This is a genomic window from Pseudomonas sp. Irchel 3H3, assembly GCF_900187635.1.
GTDB lineage: Bacteria > Pseudomonadota > Gammaproteobacteria > Pseudomonadales > Pseudomonadaceae > Aquipseudomonas.
Window position 1 is genome coordinate 23,297 of record NZ_FYEC01000010.1, and the last position, 15,358, is coordinate 38,654.

The 15,358-nt window shown below is 57.6% G+C and carries 13 protein-coding genes; 10 read left to right on the plus strand and 3 right to left on the minus strand.

The features are described from left to right. Positions 1-16: 16 nt before the first annotated feature. The 4 genes from CKW24_RS13235 to CKW24_RS13250 all read left to right on the plus strand — a co-directional run bounded on the left by CKW24_RS13235 (position 17) and on the right by CKW24_RS13250 (position 4,366). Complete coding sequence (locus CKW24_RS13235) at positions 17-2,164, plus strand: FUSC family protein (protein ID WP_095168584.1); 2,148 nt, start codon at positions 17-19, stop codon at positions 2,162-2,164. Next, the gene (locus CKW24_RS13240; RefSeq protein ID WP_095168586.1) at positions 2,154-2,357 is read left to right on the plus strand and encodes a DUF1656 domain-containing protein; all 204 of its coding nucleotides are present in this window, start codon (positions 2,154-2,156) and stop codon (positions 2,355-2,357) included. Before CKW24_RS13235 ends, CKW24_RS13240 begins: the two co-directional genes overlap by 11 nt. Before the next feature lie 2 nt (positions 2,358-2,359). Next, on the plus strand, positions 2,360-3,307 hold the full coding sequence (locus CKW24_RS13245) for a biotin/lipoyl-binding protein (protein ID WP_371917591.1): 948 nt from the start codon (positions 2,360-2,362) through the stop codon (positions 3,305-3,307). Between the two features lie 132 nt (positions 3,308-3,439). Beyond that, entirely contained in the window at positions 3,440-4,366 is a 927-nt protein-coding gene (locus CKW24_RS13250) for a transporter (RefSeq protein ID WP_095168589.1), read from the plus strand. A gap of 18 nt (positions 4,367-4,384) precedes the next feature. Here the strand turns inward: CKW24_RS13250 and CKW24_RS13255 are convergent, their stop codons facing one another. Beyond that, a complete protein-coding gene (locus tag CKW24_RS13255; protein ID WP_095168760.1) occupies positions 4,385-4,999 on the minus strand; it encodes a TetR/AcrR family transcriptional regulator in 615 nt (204 codons plus the stop codon). Positions 5,000-5,233: 234 nt separating this feature from the next. Here CKW24_RS13255 and CKW24_RS13260 point away from each other — a divergent pair, with 234 nt between their 5' ends. The 6 genes from CKW24_RS13260 (at position 5,234) to CKW24_RS13285 (ending at position 10,842) form a co-directional block, all read left to right on the plus strand. After that, complete coding sequence (locus tag CKW24_RS13260; RefSeq protein WP_095168591.1) at positions 5,234-6,100, plus strand: fumarylacetoacetate hydrolase family protein; 867 nt, start codon at positions 5,234-5,236, stop codon at positions 6,098-6,100. Positions 6,101-6,364: 264 nt separating this feature from the next. Then, positions 6,365-7,360 carry a 2,4,5-trihydroxytoluene oxygenase gene (locus tag CKW24_RS13265; protein WP_095168592.1) on the plus strand — a complete coding sequence of 332 codons (996 nt, stop codon included), beginning with the start codon at positions 6,365-6,367 and terminating at the stop codon, positions 7,358-7,360. Positions 7,361-7,383: 23 nt separating this feature from the next. Continuing rightward, positions 7,384-8,007, plus strand: a complete 624-nt coding sequence (locus CKW24_RS13270; protein WP_095168594.1) for a malonic semialdehyde reductase — start codon at positions 7,384-7,386, stop codon at positions 8,005-8,007. A 115-nt stretch (positions 8,008-8,122) separates the two neighbouring features. Beyond that, positions 8,123-9,358, plus strand: a complete 1,236-nt coding sequence (locus tag CKW24_RS13275) for an MFS transporter (protein ID WP_095168595.1) — start codon at positions 8,123-8,125, stop codon at positions 9,356-9,358. Between the two features lie 47 nt (positions 9,359-9,405). Next, positions 9,406-9,789 (plus strand): nuclear transport factor 2 family protein, encoded by a 384-nt coding sequence (locus CKW24_RS13280; protein WP_095168597.1) that lies wholly within the window; start codon positions 9,406-9,408, stop codon positions 9,787-9,789. A gap of 195 nt (positions 9,790-9,984) precedes the next feature. Beyond that, the gene (locus tag CKW24_RS13285) at positions 9,985-10,842 is read left to right on the plus strand and encodes a hypothetical protein (RefSeq protein WP_095168599.1); all 858 of its coding nucleotides are present in this window, start codon (positions 9,985-9,987) and stop codon (positions 10,840-10,842) included. Positions 10,843-11,135: 293 nt separating this feature from the next. On the opposite strand, the gene CKW24_RS13290 is transcribed toward CKW24_RS13285, so the two are convergent. Both CKW24_RS13290 and CKW24_RS13295 read right to left on the minus strand, forming a co-directional pair. Beyond that, positions 11,136-14,204: an efflux RND transporter permease subunit gene (locus tag CKW24_RS13290; protein WP_095168601.1), complete on the minus strand. Its 3,069-nt coding sequence runs from the start codon at positions 14,202-14,204 to the stop codon at positions 11,136-11,138. Next, positions 14,201-15,307, minus strand: coding sequence for an efflux RND transporter periplasmic adaptor subunit (locus CKW24_RS13295; RefSeq protein WP_095168603.1), 1,107 nt, complete (start codon positions 15,305-15,307; stop codon positions 14,201-14,203). The genes CKW24_RS13290 and CKW24_RS13295 overlap by 4 nt, the downstream gene beginning before the upstream one ends. Between the last annotated feature and the right edge of the window lie 51 nt (positions 15,308-15,358).

A 15,358-nucleotide genomic window follows, 5' to 3' on the forward strand; every position in this document is an offset into this window, starting at 1 on the left:
GGAATAGCGCACGTTCATGCAACCACTGATCAACTACTTCAAGGTCGTGTTCAACCCCGGGCTAGGGGTGCTGCTGTTTGCCTTGCGCACAGTCGCCGCCGGCCTGTTGACGCTGTACCTGGCGTTCATTTTCGATCTGGATCAACCGAAATGGTCGGTGATGGCGGTGATCATCGTCAGCCAGCCGCTGGGGGGCATGGCTCTGCAACGAAGCTTTTCGCAGATCATTGGCACCACGGCAGGGGCGGCGGTGGCGGTGCTGATCATGGCGATCTTTCCTCAGGCGCCACTGCCATTCATCATCACCCTGGCTCTGTGGTTGGCGATATGCACGGCCGGGGGCACCCTGCTGCGCTACACCAGTTCACACGCGTTCGTGCTCAGCGGCTTCACTGCGGTAGTGGTGGCGCTCCTGGCAGTGCCCGAGCAGGACAACACGCTGATGTTGGCCATTACCCGAATTACCGAGACCTTGTTGGCGGTGGCCTGCGTCTGCGTGGTCAGTCTGTTGACCGCACGCCCGGAGGCGGTGGCCCGGGGTTACTTCGCCAAGGTCGATCTAGTGCTCAAGCTGATGGCGCAACACGCGGCGGCAGTGATCCGTACCGAAGAAAGCGAGGCCGACTTTCATAAGCGTCAACTGCAACTGCTGGGGGAGATCAGCGCACTGGAGGGTTTGCGTCGGCACTTGTATTTCGATGCCCCGCGCTTGCGCAGCGCCAACGGCCTGGTGCAGTTACTGGGTAATCAGTTGGTGTTGCTGACCTCGCGCCTGACGGTCCTGCGCCATCAACGCAAATTGATCGCCGAGCGCTGGGAAGGCGAGCTTCCGGAGCATATCCAGCGCTTACGCGAAGACGAATTACTGTTTCTCGACGAGTTGGCCAGTCAGGGTCGTTCGCTGTCCAGCGAAGCCCGGCATCAGTTCAAGGTGCTCCAGCAGCGCTTCGATCATCTGGCGGAAAAAGCCGAGCGTCTGAGCGAAAACCTGCCGGCCACCTTGCGTTCGCTGGCGTGGGCACTGCGCTGGGAGCAGGCTCGGCTGCTGCAACAACTGGAGGAAATCCTCGAGCTCAGTGACGCGATTCAGAACGGTCGCGAGGCCAGCTGCGTCTACCAGCAGCCCCGCAGCAATCCACTGCACCTGGACTTTCGACTGGCCGCGATGAATGCCGTGCGCGCCTTTACCGCGTTGCTGGTATCCGGGCTGATCTGGATCGAAACCGGGTGGGATGGGGCCCGTGCCGGGATGATTCTGGTGGGTATTCTGTGTTCGTTGATGGCGACCTTTCCACGGCCATTGCTGGCCAGCCAGAACTATGTACGCGGCCTCGGCCTGGCGCTGATTGTCTCGGCGATCTACCAGTTCATGCTTGTGCCCGCGATCGGTGATTTCGAAATGCTCGCGCTGATTCTCGCACCGCTGCTGTATGTGATCGCGGTGGGATTGGCCAGTCCGGCGACTGCCGGAATCGGCATGGGCCTGGGCCTGTCGACCTTTCTGATGGTCGGCCCACAAAATATCGGAGCCTGGCAGAACACCGCCATCCAGTGGTTCGAGTTCAGTGGCGCCTATGTCTGTGCCGGTGTGCTGTCTTTGCTGGTGTATTCGTGGGTGTTTCCCTTCAATCCGGCACAGCGTATCAATCGGCTGTTTCGTGAGACTCGCGAACAGGTGTATCTGCTGCTCAAGACCTCGGCCGCCGATGAGCAGCAGTTTGCCTTTGAAAGCCGCATGGTTGATCGCCTGACAATGATGCTGGGGTTGCTGCCGGCGGCCAATGACCCACGCAGCAATCAACTCTATGAAGTCAGCCTGGCGTGCATGGCGCTCGGAGTGGCCCTCAATCAGCTCAAGCAGCAAGGGCAGGGCAATGCGCTGATGAGCCCGCAGCTCAAGGACCGATTGCAATCAGTGCTGCAGCAGTCCGGGCGCCTGGTTGCGGATCGCCCTGGGGTTGACCTGCAGCGCTTGACCGCAGAGTTGCGCCAACTGGGCGACGAACTGGACCAACTGCATTCCGGTGAATTGGCAGCGGGGCATGAGCACCTGTGGTCAGTCTTCCGCATCCGCGTGGCCCTGCTGATCGTGGCCGCGTTCATCGAACGTTATCGCGAATTTCTTCAACCTGTGGACACAGGAGTCCCGGCCCTTGCCCATTGATTTCGAAATAGGCGGGGTCTACTTGCCGCCCATTGCCCAGGCCTTGCTGTTGGCCTTGCCGATTTTCCTGTTGCTGGACTGGGGGTTGCGCCGGGTCGGGTTGCTCAGGTTTGTCTGGCATGAAGCCCTTTTTGAAGGTGCGCTGTATGCCTGCGTGTGCGCGGTGGTGATTTTGCTGATGGGTGCCTCATGAAAATGAATAAGAAAATCGTCGCCCAACTGGTGACCGTGGTCGTTGTCGGACTGGCCGTGGTGCTCGGTTGGTTTGCCTGGGAGCACTACACCCGTTCGCCCTGGACTCGTGATGCGCGGGTTCGCGCCGATGTGGTGACGCTGTCCGCCGATGTCTCGGGGCGCATCGTCAGCCTGCACGTGCAGGATAACCAGCACGTGGAGAAGGGCCAGTTGCTGCTGCAAATCGATCCTGCACGCTACGCGTTGGCGGTCGAACATGCCAAGCGCTCAGTCGAGGTGGCGAAGGCGACGCAGGGTCAATCCCAGGCGGCGATCATCTCCAGTGAAGCACTGCTCAAGCAGCGCCAGAGCGAGGAACGCAGGAGAAGGACCCTTAAACAGGGTTTTGCAATCTCCGGCGAGGAGTGGGAGAAGGCCAGCACTGAAGTCGCGGTTGCCCGTGCGGACCTGCTGAGCAACCAGGCCAACCTGGGTCTGGCGCAAGCCAATGTGCAATTGGCCATTGCGGCATTGACCCAGGCCGAACTGGACCTGCAACGAACTCGCGTGACGGCACCTGTCAGCGGTTACGTGACAAACCTGCTGACCCGCGAAGGCGATTACGCCAGTGCGGGTAGCGCGCTGCTGGCGCTGGTTGACAGTGACTCGTTTTATCTCAGTGGCTACTTCGAGGAAACCAAGCTGCCGCGAATAGCGGTGGGCGACCGGGTACAAATCCACCTGATGAGTGGTGAGGCGTTCGGCGGAATCGTGCAGAGCATCGCCTTTGCCATTACCGATCGGGAGAACTCTCCGGGCAATCGCCTGCTAGCCAACATCAACCCCAGCTACACCTGGGTGAAACTGGCCCAGCGGGTACCCGTCAGGATCCAGATAGACCCGCAATACGCTCGCAAGGGCAGCCTGCGTGCGGGCACCACGGCCACCGTGACGGTGCTCGAAAGGTAGGCGTCGCGGCTACATCGACAACGCGTTGGCAAAAGGTGCTCATCACTGGGGCAGGTCAAACGCCGATGAGTACCGCGTGATTGTGGATTATCCGTTCAGGATTTTTTTACCAGCAACATAAGAAGGCATGGCATGCGCCAACAGGCAGGGTTAATCAAGGTCATCGGCATCGGCTCGTTTTTTGTTTGCCTATCGAGCGAGGCCGATAGCGTCAGCTTGCCGCCCTTGGCATTGGGCAATGCGAGTTTCATGGATGGAGTGGCAGGCCCGGGGATGCTGTTTGAATTGCCCGCGCAAATCTATCGCAGCAACTCGGCGCGTGATGCCCAAGGCCATGCTTTACCGGGAACGCAAAAAGTTCGTAGCAGTACCGTGCTTCCGCATTTTGCCTACTTCAGTTCCAACACCTTCCTGGGGGCCAACTACGGAGCCGAGGTGCTGCTGCCGATGGTTCATCTGGACCTGGATATCGACCAAGGCCCCGACGGCAGTCGTACGCGACAGGGCGACATGGTCATCAGTCCTCTGCTGTTGCAGTGGTCGCCGCGCTCGGTTCTTGGCAGGCCTTACTGGCAACGGTTGAACTTTGTTTTTTCGTTGCCTACGGGATCCTACAGCGCTGACTCGGATATCAATACCGGCAGCAATGTCTGGGTGTTTAACCCCCATTATGTGTTCACCTGGGAACTGACTGATCGCCTGGAAGTCAGCGGTCGCTTTCACTATGCGTGGTCGAGTCGCAACCATGATCCGGCGTCCGCGTTAAAGGCCGACAGCATCCAGCCCGGGGAGGCCATCCACAGTAATCTGGCGGTTTCCTATGCCGTGTCCGACAACTGGCGGTTAGGCGTGGCGGGTTATCAGCTCAAGCAAATCAGTGATGACCGGATCGACGGCCATCGCCAGCAAGATTCACGCGAGCAAGTGCTGGGGATCGGGCCTGGCGTGATGTATCAGCAAGGAAAGCAGACATTGTTTGCCAACCTGTATTTTGAAAGCGGGGCTGAAAATCGCTCGCAGGGAACACAACTGACGTTGCGTTACCTGCACGCATTCTAGTTCTCGATTTCGCGCGGTTTAGCGGGCCGCAGGCAACAATCCCTTGATGAAGATTGAGATGGTCTCCGTGATCAGCTGTTCACGTTCCAATTTCGAAGGGCACTTGCCAAGACCGAGCAAGCAGCGCAATTGCAGGTCGCCTGTCAGGGCGTCGAGGAAAATCTTTGCGCGGATATCGGCGTTGCCTGGCACGATCAGCCCGGTTTCCTGGGCCCAGGTGAAGTACTCGGCCAGGCAGTTGTAAGCAGTCGCCGGAGCTGCGTCAAAGAACGACTGGGCCGCGTCTGGAGCACGCAGCGCTTCAGCGACGATCAGCCGGTGCAAAGCGATGGTGCGGGGCGATAGCACCACATCCAGGAAGATCCCCGCAATGCTCGACAGGGCCTCCTGCAAGGGCCGTTGCTTGAGATCCATGTGGGTGAGGGGGCTGACGTTCTCAGCGCAGAGCTGCTGGATAATCGCGGCGAACAGCCCCTCTTTGCCGCCAAAGTAGCTATAGATCGTGCGCTTTGATCCGCCGGTTTTTGCAATGAGCCCGTCAACGCTGACCCCGGAGTAACCCTCCGTGAGGAACATGTCCGTCGCTACCTTGAGAATGCTTTGACGCTTCGCTGTTTGCCGGGGGGTTTCCATGTGTCTCGGGTATTCCTGAAAGTACATTACGAAGTTCGCCATAGCGTACGCCGCTCGGTGTATGCGTTCCAGCCGGACAGGCGTACACCGGGCGCAAGCTCGGGCCAGAATATTTTATAAAAAGCCATTCTGCACGCTTGACGAGCATTTCGTTTGGGTGCACCTTTCACCCTGACGGTACGGTAACGTACCGTACCATTCCGTAAGAGCATAATAACAACAGAGGTACAGATCATGCGTTTTGTACAATTTTCAGAAGACGGCGCTAAAGGGCTGGCCGTCGACCAAGCGGGCATCCTGCGTGGCCTGAACGAAAATGAAGCAGGCTACCCCGGTTCACTGCACTCCCTGCTCAATGCAGGCGCAGGTGCGCTGAAGGCCGCCCACAATCGCTTGAGCGATGCACGTTTACTTGACCCTTCGCAAATACGCTACCTGCCGCCCCTCGAGCGTCCGGGCAAGATTGTCTGTGTCGGCTTGAATTATGCCGATCACACCAAGGAAAGCCCGTACGAGCAGCCGTCCTATCCAACCTTTTTCCCTCGATTCGCTTCGAGCCTGATCGGTCATGGCGAATCCATTATTCGTCCGCGCGTCTCCGAGCAACTGGATTTCGAGGGTGAATTGGCGGTTGTTATTGGCATCGGTGGTCGGCATATCTCCAAGGATCGTGCGCTGGAGCATGTTGCCGGTTATGCGATCTTCAACGAAGCCTCGATCCGCGATTACCAGTTCAAATCGCCGCAATGGACGATTGGCAAGAACTTCGACGCCACCGGCGCCTTTGGCCCGACCTTCGTCAGTGCTGACGAACTGCCGCCAGGTGCAAGCGGCCTGAGCCTGGTGACCCGTCTCAATGGTGCGATCGTGCAGCAAGGTAATACTGCCGACATGGTTTTCAGCGTCGCTGACCTGATTTCCATCCTCAGCGAAGCGGTCACTTTGGAGCCCGGTGATGTCATCGTCACTGGCACGCCTGCAGGGATCGGCTGGGCGCGCCGCCCACCCCTGTTCATGAAGCCGGGTGACCTGTGCACAGTAGAGATTGAAGGGCTCGGCACGCTGAGCAGTCCAATCGCAGACGAGCAACCACCGGCCTGAATCCAGGCGGGCGTTTTTGCTTTCGAGATAGCGGAACAATTGACCCGGTTTAACCTGTGGTCGATGGCTGACGCACCACCCAAGGCAGTCACATTTCTACCGAACTGCATGGCCGTTCGCGGACTCGGCTGCCCTGAAATCGATCGGCCTGCTGTTCCTCCCCTTGAAGGGTGTACCCGAGTAAATCCGGCCGGGTAACCCTGAGTTTTGTCGCTGGCCCGCTTCTAGAGGCACCACTCTGCAAGCGGCCAAGGAGGCACTATTGTGTTGCAGATAAAAGACATCAACCACGTCGTCTACCGTCACCCCGATCTAGCAGTGATAGAGCACTTCCTGACCGACTTCGGTCTGGTCGTCATGCACCGTACCGAACAGCGGCTTTACCTGCGTGGGGCCTGTTCACTGCCTTATGTGTACATCGCCGAGAAAGCCGAGCACAGCAGCTTTGGAGCCATTGCTTTTGCTGTCGAGACGCTCGATGACCTGCAACAGGCAGCACGACTGCCTGGCGCTTGCTCCATCCAGGCGATTGATGGCCCCGGGGGCGGGCAATGCGTCGTACTGCACGACCCGTCCGGCCGCCGCATCGAACTGGTCCACGGCATTGAACCGGTGGGTGCGTTAACCCTGCGCGCGGCGTTGACCATCAACTCGGCCCAAGACAAACAGCGCTTCGGCGACGTGCAGCGGCCCGGTAAAGGTGCCGCGCAGGTGTTGCGTCTCGGACATGCGGCAATCGGTGTGCAGGACATGGTCGCGCATCTGGACTGGTACACGCAGGTGCTTGGCATGTTGCCCTCCGATCTGGTGGTTGAAGAACCCAATCGAAATTGCCCGACTGCTGCCTTCCTGCGATTGAATCGCGGGAGTGCATGGACCGACCACCACACCATTGCCCTGTTTCAGGCGGAGAAGGATTTCGTCCATCACGTCTCTTACGAGGTGCAGGACTTCGACGCGCAGTGCCTGGGGCATGCCTGGATGACCCAACAAGGTTGGCGGCCGTTCTGGGGCGTTGGTCGGCATGTGTTGGGCAGCCAGATCTTCGACTACTGGAGTGACCCGTCCGGCAACCTCATCGAGCATTTCACCGACGGCGACCTCTTCAATCAGGACTCACCCTCCGGCTTCACCCAAGCCTGCGACGACAGCCTTTATCAGTGGGGGCCTCCGATGTCGGTGGAGTATTTCCTTGGCGGCAAATGTGCGGCCAAACAGACCACTCCCCGATCTGCAACGTTGCGCCAGCGCCGCGGTTGATCAATCGTTAGAGGACAGATGCCATGAACCAAGCAATCACAGGGCAGGGGCTCGACCTGTTGTTTCGTCAGGCCAGAAGCCAGAACGGTTGGCTCGACCAACCGGTGAGTGATGACACCCTCAAAGAACTGTATGACCTGATGCGCTGGGGGCCGACCAGCGCCAATGGGTGCCCGGCACGCATCGTGTTTGTGCGCAGTGCCGAGGCCAAGCAGCGCTTACTGCCGGCATTGAGCGCTGGCAACATGGAAAAGACGTTGAGCGCGCCAGTGACCGCAATCATCGGTTATGACACCCGCTTCCATGAGCAACTGCCCAAGCTGTTTCCCCACAACCCCGGTGTGCGCGATTGGTTCGCCGGGCAGCCTGAACTGATTGAGTCCACGGCCCTGCGCAACAGTTCAATGCAGGGCGGCTACTTCATCCTGGCAGCCCGTGCACTGGGGCTCGACTGCGGTCCAATGTCCGGATTTGACCATCAATGGGTGGACCAGGAGTTCTTCACCGCAGGCGCCGGGCGATCGCATGCATTCGCCGGCATGCAGATCAAATCGAACTTCCTCTGCAACCTCGGTTATGGCGACCCGGGCAAGTTGTTTTCACGCAGCCCCCGTCTCGACTTCGAAGAGGCTTGCTCACTGCTGTAGCTGTTTGCACAACGATCAAACATGCAATTCCTCCAGCCCGACTGATTGAGCGCTGCGGCTCATCGCGCTCAATCAATCGGTCAGGTAAAACAACAACAAAAAGGAAAACACCTCTATGAAGTCCATTTCGAAATGGCATGTACTTGTCGGCGGTTTCCTGGCTTATCTATTCGATGCCATGGAAATCATCCTGCTTACCATCGCCTTGCCAGTTATCCGCCAGGACCTTGGCTTGACCTTTAACGAGGCCGGTATGCTCGCTTCGGCGACTCTGCTCGGTATCGGATTCAGTAGCATCACCACCGGTTGGTATTCCGACAATTATGGTCGACGCAAAGCGCTGCTCATATCGCTGATGGTTTTCGGTGTACTGACCACGCTGGTAGCAACCACCCACAACTGGGGATTGCTCTTGCTGCTGCGATTCCTTTCCGGGTTGGGATTGGGTGGAGTCTGGGGAATTGTCTCAGCCTATGTGACAGAGACCTGGCCTGCACATCAGCGCGCACGGGCGATCGGTTTTGTGCTGAGTTCCTTTCCGATTGGTGCCGCGATCGCGGCATTGGCGGCGGCAACGCTGCTGCCAGACTGGAAAGTACTGTTCATGCTGGCGGGTATCTCGACGCTTATCCCGGTGGCCTACATCTTTTTCTTTGTTCCCGAATCTCGTGAGTGGCAAGAGCAGAGAGCCAAGAGCATTGCCAGCCCCCAGCTACATAAGAATGTATCGGTCGGCGAAATCTTTGCCCCTGAACTTCTCCGGTTGACCTTGCTGGGCACCCTGGCAGCCAGTTGCGCGGTCATCGGATTCTGGGGCGCGAGCACCTGGTTACCCACCTACCTGGTGCAAGAACGTGGCCTGAACATCGCGATGATGGCCAACTTCATGGCGATCCTGAACATCGGCGCTTTCATCGGCATAAATGCCTTCGGTTTCATCGCAGACTCCATCGGCAAGCGTAACGCCACGCTGCTGTCGCTGCTGGGGAGTGCGGTGATGCTGTCGATCTATGCGCTCACGACGAATAACGCCATCTTGTTTTGGCTGGGGCCGATCTATGCCTTCTTCTATGCCTTCGCCAGCCTGTTCGCATCCTACTTCAGTGCCCTTTACCCCACACGAGTGCGCACTATCGGCGCCGGTTTCTGTTTCAACTTCGGCCGGGGGTTGGCGGCGTTTGCCCCATTGCTGTTGAGTGGCATCGCAACCAGCTACAGCTTGGCGCTTGGACTTCTGGTGTGTGCCGGCTTCTTCGCACTGGCAACCTTGACCATGCTGTTCATGCCTCAGGTGGAAATAGCCCAGGCGAGTCCCGCACAGAACGTGTCACTGGAAACTACTCGTCCCTGATCCAGAGGGTTCGCGAGCTATTCGATATCCATGCGCAGGGGTAATACATGTCAGAGCAACACGTAATACAACACTTGGCACAGTTGGAGGTACGCCGTCGCCAGGCGATGATCGATGGCGATATGGCGTTTCTCGAAAACCTATATACCGACGATCTTACCTATAGCCACTCGGATGGCCAAAGCGACAGCAAGGGCAGTTACCTTCAAGGCATGCGTGCAGGTGTCTGGAATTATCGGGGTTTCGAAAGCCGGCAAGAACAGATCCGCAGGGTAGGGGAGTGCGCCGTTGTCACGGGGCTGATCGACATGGACGTGATTATCCGAGGTGAACCCATGTTATTGAACTCGCGTTACATCAGTGTCTGGAGAGAGGCCGAAACCGGCTGGCAAATGATGGCCTGGCAGTCCACCCGGTATTCGAAAGTCTGAGGGCGATGGTCTGCGCGCGATATTGAATCACCCGCGTGGCGTTTTTTTCAGCAACTAACAGCACAGCGGACAACTTTATCCCGACCGTTACGGTTAATCGGGCACGGCGTACTTATGCCTGGAACTTATAGCGGTTGGAGATCTTCGTCGTCTTGCATGTCCCTACCGAACTGCTGACTTATTGGAATCTTGAATATGTACGTACAACAATTACAAAAAACGTATTTCAGGGCACTTCTGGCTGCGGGCGCAATGAGCCTGGCCTCGAATCACGCACATGCCAAAGACTGGAGCGATACCTTTATCGGCTTTCGCTATGGCACCGACTTCACTGAGCCGAGTGTCCAGGGCAAAGTCCAGAAGGAGATTTACCAACTGGGCCATGCCAGCGGCAATGAGACAGGCTCCAACTTCTTCAACCTCGACGTCCTCAAGTCCGACAGCAACGACCCTAAAAAAGACAGCGATTCAGGTGCCACTGAAGCCTACCTGGTCTATCGCCATCAACTGTTCCTGAGCAAGGTCTTTGACCGATCGCTGGCCTTCGGCCCGGTGAAAGAAGTAGCGCTGAGCAGCGGGGTAGAACTCAACTACAAAAACACCGAGTTCGCTACCCGTAAGCGCATGTTGGTCGTTGGACCGACGCTCAAGTTCGACGTGCCGGGTTACCTGGATATCAGTCTGCTTTACGCCATGGAGTGGAACCATTGCGGATTAAATGCGTGCCAGACCGAAAATATACAGTTCGATCCGTACTATGTGCTTCATATGGTTTGGGGGTTTCCTTTCCAGATGGGAAGTGTACCGCTCAAATTCCAGGGGTTTGCCAGCTACAAGACAGCAAAAGGCAAAGACTACTTCAAGGAGGATACGGCTGAAGAAAGTCTGGTTCGTGCGTCGCTGTTGGTCGATGTCGGGCAAATGACTTTTGGCACGAAAAACAAACTTCTGATCGGCCCGGGTTACGAATATTGGAAGCACAAATATGGCGCGATCAACAAGCCCGGGACTGACACCTACGCACCGACAATGCACCTTGAGTGGCATTTCTAAACTGGGTTATCTGATGTGTACGGCTTGAAAACATAAGCATTAGCAGCCCTGGCAAATACCCGCCCCCTTGTTGCTCCCTTGGTTTGGGGGGCGGTTTTAGGCGCCCTAGTGGCTAATACCGATCAGTTAAGCCCTTTTGTAGGAGCGAGCTTGCTCGCGAAGAACTCAACGGCGCCGCGTTTATACTGAATACACGCGTTATCGTTGACGTTTTTCGCGAGCAAGCTCGCTCCTACAATTGACAGCGTCGCTTAACTGATCGGCATTAGCCCTAGTGGCGCCTTTTTTTGCAGTCAATTTGCCGCTTTCACCGGGCGAATCTTGAACCAGATGGAGTACATCGCTGGCAGGAACACCAGCGTCATGACGGTCCCCACGAGGGTGCCGCCAATCAAGGTGTAAGCCAGCGTGCCCCAGAACACTGAGTGCGTGAGCGGGATGAATGCCAGGATCGCCGCCACTGCTGTGAGCAATACCGGGCGAGCGCGCTGTACAGTCGCTTCGACCACCGCATTGAACGGCTCAAGCCCGTCCTTGACGTTGTGATCGATTTGCCCGATCAGGATCAACGTGTTGCGCATCAGGATCCCGGAAAGTGCGATCAGCCCGACAAGGGCGTTGATCCCGAATGGCTGGTTGAACAGCAGCAGGGTCGGCACTACTCCAATCAATCCCAGCGGTGCGGTGAAAAACACCATCACCATCGCCGACATCGAACGTACCTGAAGGATGATGATCAGCAAGGTGATTGCGATCATGATCGGAAACAGTGGTACCAATGCCACACTGGCCTTTGCCGACTCTTCAATAGATCCAGCCTGCTCGATGCGATAGCCATCTGGAAGGCTGGCGATGATCGGCAGCAGTTCTTTCATTATCTTGTTGGAAACATCCGGTGGTTGCAGATCCTCGGCAATGTAACCGCGTACGGTGATGGTCGGTGCCCGGTCTCGACGGCGCAGAATCGGGTCCTCCATACGTACCCTGACCTCACCTATCTGTGAAAGGGGAATGCGCTGGCCGGCGGCGCCCACCAGTGTGAAACCCTCGATCTTCGCAGGATCCAACCGAATATCACCCGCTGCTCGTCCCACCACCTGCACTGAACGAATGTCTTCGCGCACAGAAGTGATCGGGATACCTGAGAGCAGGAACTGTAATTGCTGGGCAACTGCGCTCGACGTCAGCCCGAACGCTTGCAATCGATCCTGATCCACAGAGAAATGCAGCGTGGGCGTTCGTGGCCCCCAATCGCTGTTGACGGTGCGCATCAGCGGACTCGCCTGCATGACGGTTTCAATCCGCCCAGCGATCTCTCGCAACGTATCGGCATTCGGCCCCGTCACCCGGTACGCAACCGGAAACGGTGAGTAAGGACCGAACACAAGTTGCGTAACTCGAACCCGAGCCTCAGGTGCGAGCCCTTGAGCAACAGCCTCACGAATCCGTAGTTTGAGAGACTCGCGTGCCTCCTGGCTTTGCGTCAGTACAACGATCTTGGCGAACGATGGGTCCGGTAGCTCTGGTGCCATTGCCAGATAAAAACGCGGCGAACCCTGGCCGATATAAGACGTGACGATCTTTGCTGCATCCTGCTGTTGCAGCCATGCCTCGATTTTAGCTGTCGTGGCGCTGGTCACCGCAATGGCGGTGCCGTAGGGCATTTGCACTTCGATCAGTACTTCGGGACGATCCGATGTCGGGAAAAATTGTTTCTTAACCAATCCCATCCCGAGAATCGCCACCACAAACGCAGCGATCACCGCACCTGCCACCCACCATTTGCGGGCAATCACCTGAGCCAGCAGTCCTCGAAAACGGTTGTAATGGGTGGTGTCATAAATAGCGGCATGTCCCCCTGCAACGGGCTTGATTGCAGGCAACAGCTTCACCCCCAGATAAGGCGTGAAGACCACTGCAACTACCCAGGAGGCAATCAACGCGATGCCGACAATCCAGAACATGTTGCTGGTGTACTCGCCAGCAGTCGACTGCGCAAAACCGTTGGGCATGAACCCGACAGCGGTCACTAATGTACCGGCAAGCATCGGCGCTGCGGTGTGGCTCCAGGCGTAAGCGGATGCCTTGAACCGGTCGTAACCTTCTTCCATCTTCACCACCATCATTTCGATGGCAATGATCGCGTCATCCACTAACAGGCCCAGCGCGAGGATTAATGACCCCAGGGTAATTCGGTCAAAGTTCTTGCCTGTGGCCGCCATCACCACGAAGACAATCGCCAGTGTCAGCGGCACGGCCGCGGCGACGACCACACCCACTCGCCAGCCCATACTGAGGAAGCAGACCAGCATCACCACCAGCAGCGCGACGAAGAATTTGATCATGAACTCATCAACGGCCGAACTGATGTTCACCGATTGGTCAGTGACCTTCGCAAGCGTCATTCCCAACGGCATGCCTTGATTGATTTTGGCCGTTTCGGCATCCAGCGCTTTACCCAGGTCCAGGCCGTTCCAGCCGTCACGCATCACGACGCCCAACAACAGGGCCGGTTCACCCTGGTTGCGCACCAGAAAAGTCGCGGGGTCTTCGTACCCACGCTCGACTGTCGCGACGTCTGATAGCTTCAGGGTTTTGCCCCGCGCCACAATGGGTGTGTTGCGGATTTTCCCCAGTGTGTCGAGGGCCCCGTCCAGACGGAGAAACACCTGCGCCCCGCTGGTTTCAATCGAACCGGCAGGGGTCAAAACGTTCTGGTTATTGAGTGCCGAAAAAATCTCCTGCACAGAGATACCCAGGGTGGCCAACCGCTCATGGGAGAACGATACAAAGATCCGCTCGGCTTGTTCACCGATGATATTGATCTTTTTCACACCCGGGACATGAAGCAAACGCTGGCGCAGCGATTCAGCATCGCGCACGAGTAAGCGTTGAGGTTCACCTTTAGCCTTTAGCGCAAAAAGGGCGAAGGTCACGTCCGAGAATTCATCATTGACCAGCGGGCCGATGACGCCCGCAGGTAAGCTTTTCGATGCATCATTGAGTTTTTTACGCGCTTGATAAAACTCCTCCTGCACTTGCGAAGGTGGGGTTTTATCCAGGAGTGAGACCATGGTGAAAGCCAGGCCTGGCCGGGTGTAGGTCTCGCTACGGTCATACCATTTCAGTTCCTGCAGGCGCTTCTCAAGTGGTTCAGCGACCTGGTCCTGCATCTCTTGCGCGGTCGCACCTGGCCATACGGAAATCACGGTCATCTGTTTGACGGTGAATGGCGGGTCTTCTGCGCGGCCCAGTTTAAAAAATGAAAGCGTTCCCGCCACGCCGATCAAAAAAATCAGGAACAGCGTGATGGACCGTTCGCGAACGGCCAGTGCAGAAAGGTTGAAACGGCCCCCGCTCATGGTCGTTCCCCTTTGATAACGTGATCCGGTTGCTGGACCAGCACCTCCTCACCCTCGTGGAGCAGATGCGCTCCCAAGGCAACGATCTGTTGACCGGGCTTGAGGTCGCCACTGACCGCCGCCGACTCGTCGCTCAACCCCAGCAGTTGCACCGCGCGCCATGAGACGATTGCTGGCGTGCCCGTTACGATCCATACGCCCGGCCCCTTACCGGCGTCGTAGATGGCGGCCATTGGAACCGCAAGCGCAAGCTGGGCAGGCGTGTCGTCAGCGATGCGCAGCGTGACGGTAGATCCCAGCGGCGGGTTGGCGCTTGAGTCATCGAGCACATAGCGCGCTTCGAACGTACGCGTGAGCGGATCAGCTGCGTCGGACAGCAACCTCAGCTTCGCAGGGAGTGTCGTCGTACCATTGCCGTACAATTTGGCCTGAGCCTGGGCGCCAACAGCGGGGCGCAATGTTTCGGGCAAATGGACGATAGCCTCGCGTGGTCCGGCCTTGGCCAACTTGACGACGGGTTGACCGGCACTGACGACCTGCCCAGGCTCGGCCAACGTGTCAATCACTACACCGTCGGCATCGGCGAGTAAAAGGGCGTACCCAGTGACGTTGCGAGCGACATTGGCCTGGGCTTGCGCCGCGTTGAATTCTGCTTTTGCCGTGTCAGCCATGGATTTGATCCGGTCGTACGCCGAGGCAGAGATTGCACCGGCGGCGACCAGATCGCGGTTACGCGCTTCGTCATCGGCTGTTTGTTTGGCCCGGGCAGCCGCGGCCGCAACGGCTTGCACCTGGGCTTGAGCCTGGAGACCAAGGTCAATGGGATCCAGGCGCATCAGGGGCTGGCCCCGTTTGACTGCCTGCCCGGTATCAACCAAGCGCTCCAGCACCTTCCCCGATACACGAAAGCCCAAATCGCTTTGCACGCGAGCGACCACCACACCGGTAAACGAGCGCGATGCGCCATCAGCGCTCGCGACAGTAGCGGCTCTTACCAGGGGCGGTTGAGTTCGCGGATCACGCGCGCTTGACGATTCGCCGCAGGCAGTCAAAACGAAAGGCAATAAGCAAACGGCAATGGTTGCAGATCTGGACCGAAGCATGGGATCCCTGACTCATATCAAGTGAACAGGGAACCGATTCTCTATTTAGTG

Coding starts and splice junctions, on each gene's coding strand:
- CKW24_RS13290 (WP_095168601.1), bottom strand. CDS start 14,204: ATGAGCGGGGGCCGTTTCAACCTTTCTGCACTGGCCGTTCGCGAACGG.
- CKW24_RS13245 (WP_371917591.1), top strand. CDS start 2,360: ATGAATAAGAAAATCGTCGCCCAACTGGTGACCGTGGTCGTTGTCGGA.
- CKW24_RS13270 (WP_095168594.1), top strand. CDS start 7,384: ATGAACCAAGCAATCACAGGGCAGGGGCTCGACCTGTTGTTTCGTCAG.
- CKW24_RS13255 (WP_095168760.1), bottom strand. CDS start 4,999: ATGGAAACCCCCCGGCAAACAGCGAAGCGTCAAAGCATTCTCAAGGTA.
- CKW24_RS13280 (WP_095168597.1), top strand. CDS start 9,406: ATGTCAGAGCAACACGTAATACAACACTTGGCACAGTTGGAGGTACGC.
- CKW24_RS13285 (WP_095168599.1), top strand. CDS start 9,985: ATGTACGTACAACAATTACAAAAAACGTATTTCAGGGCACTTCTGGCT.
- CKW24_RS13260 (WP_095168591.1), top strand. CDS start 5,234: ATGCGTTTTGTACAATTTTCAGAAGACGGCGCTAAAGGGCTGGCCGTC.
- CKW24_RS13275 (WP_095168595.1), top strand. CDS start 8,123: ATGAAGTCCATTTCGAAATGGCATGTACTTGTCGGCGGTTTCCTGGCT.
- CKW24_RS13250 (WP_095168589.1), top strand. CDS start 3,440: ATGCGCCAACAGGCAGGGTTAATCAAGGTCATCGGCATCGGCTCGTTT.
- CKW24_RS13235 (WP_095168584.1), top strand. CDS start 17: ATGCAACCACTGATCAACTACTTCAAGGTCGTGTTCAACCCCGGGCTA.
- CKW24_RS13295 (WP_095168603.1), bottom strand. CDS start 15,307: ATGCTTCGGTCCAGATCTGCAACCATTGCCGTTTGCTTATTGCCTTTC.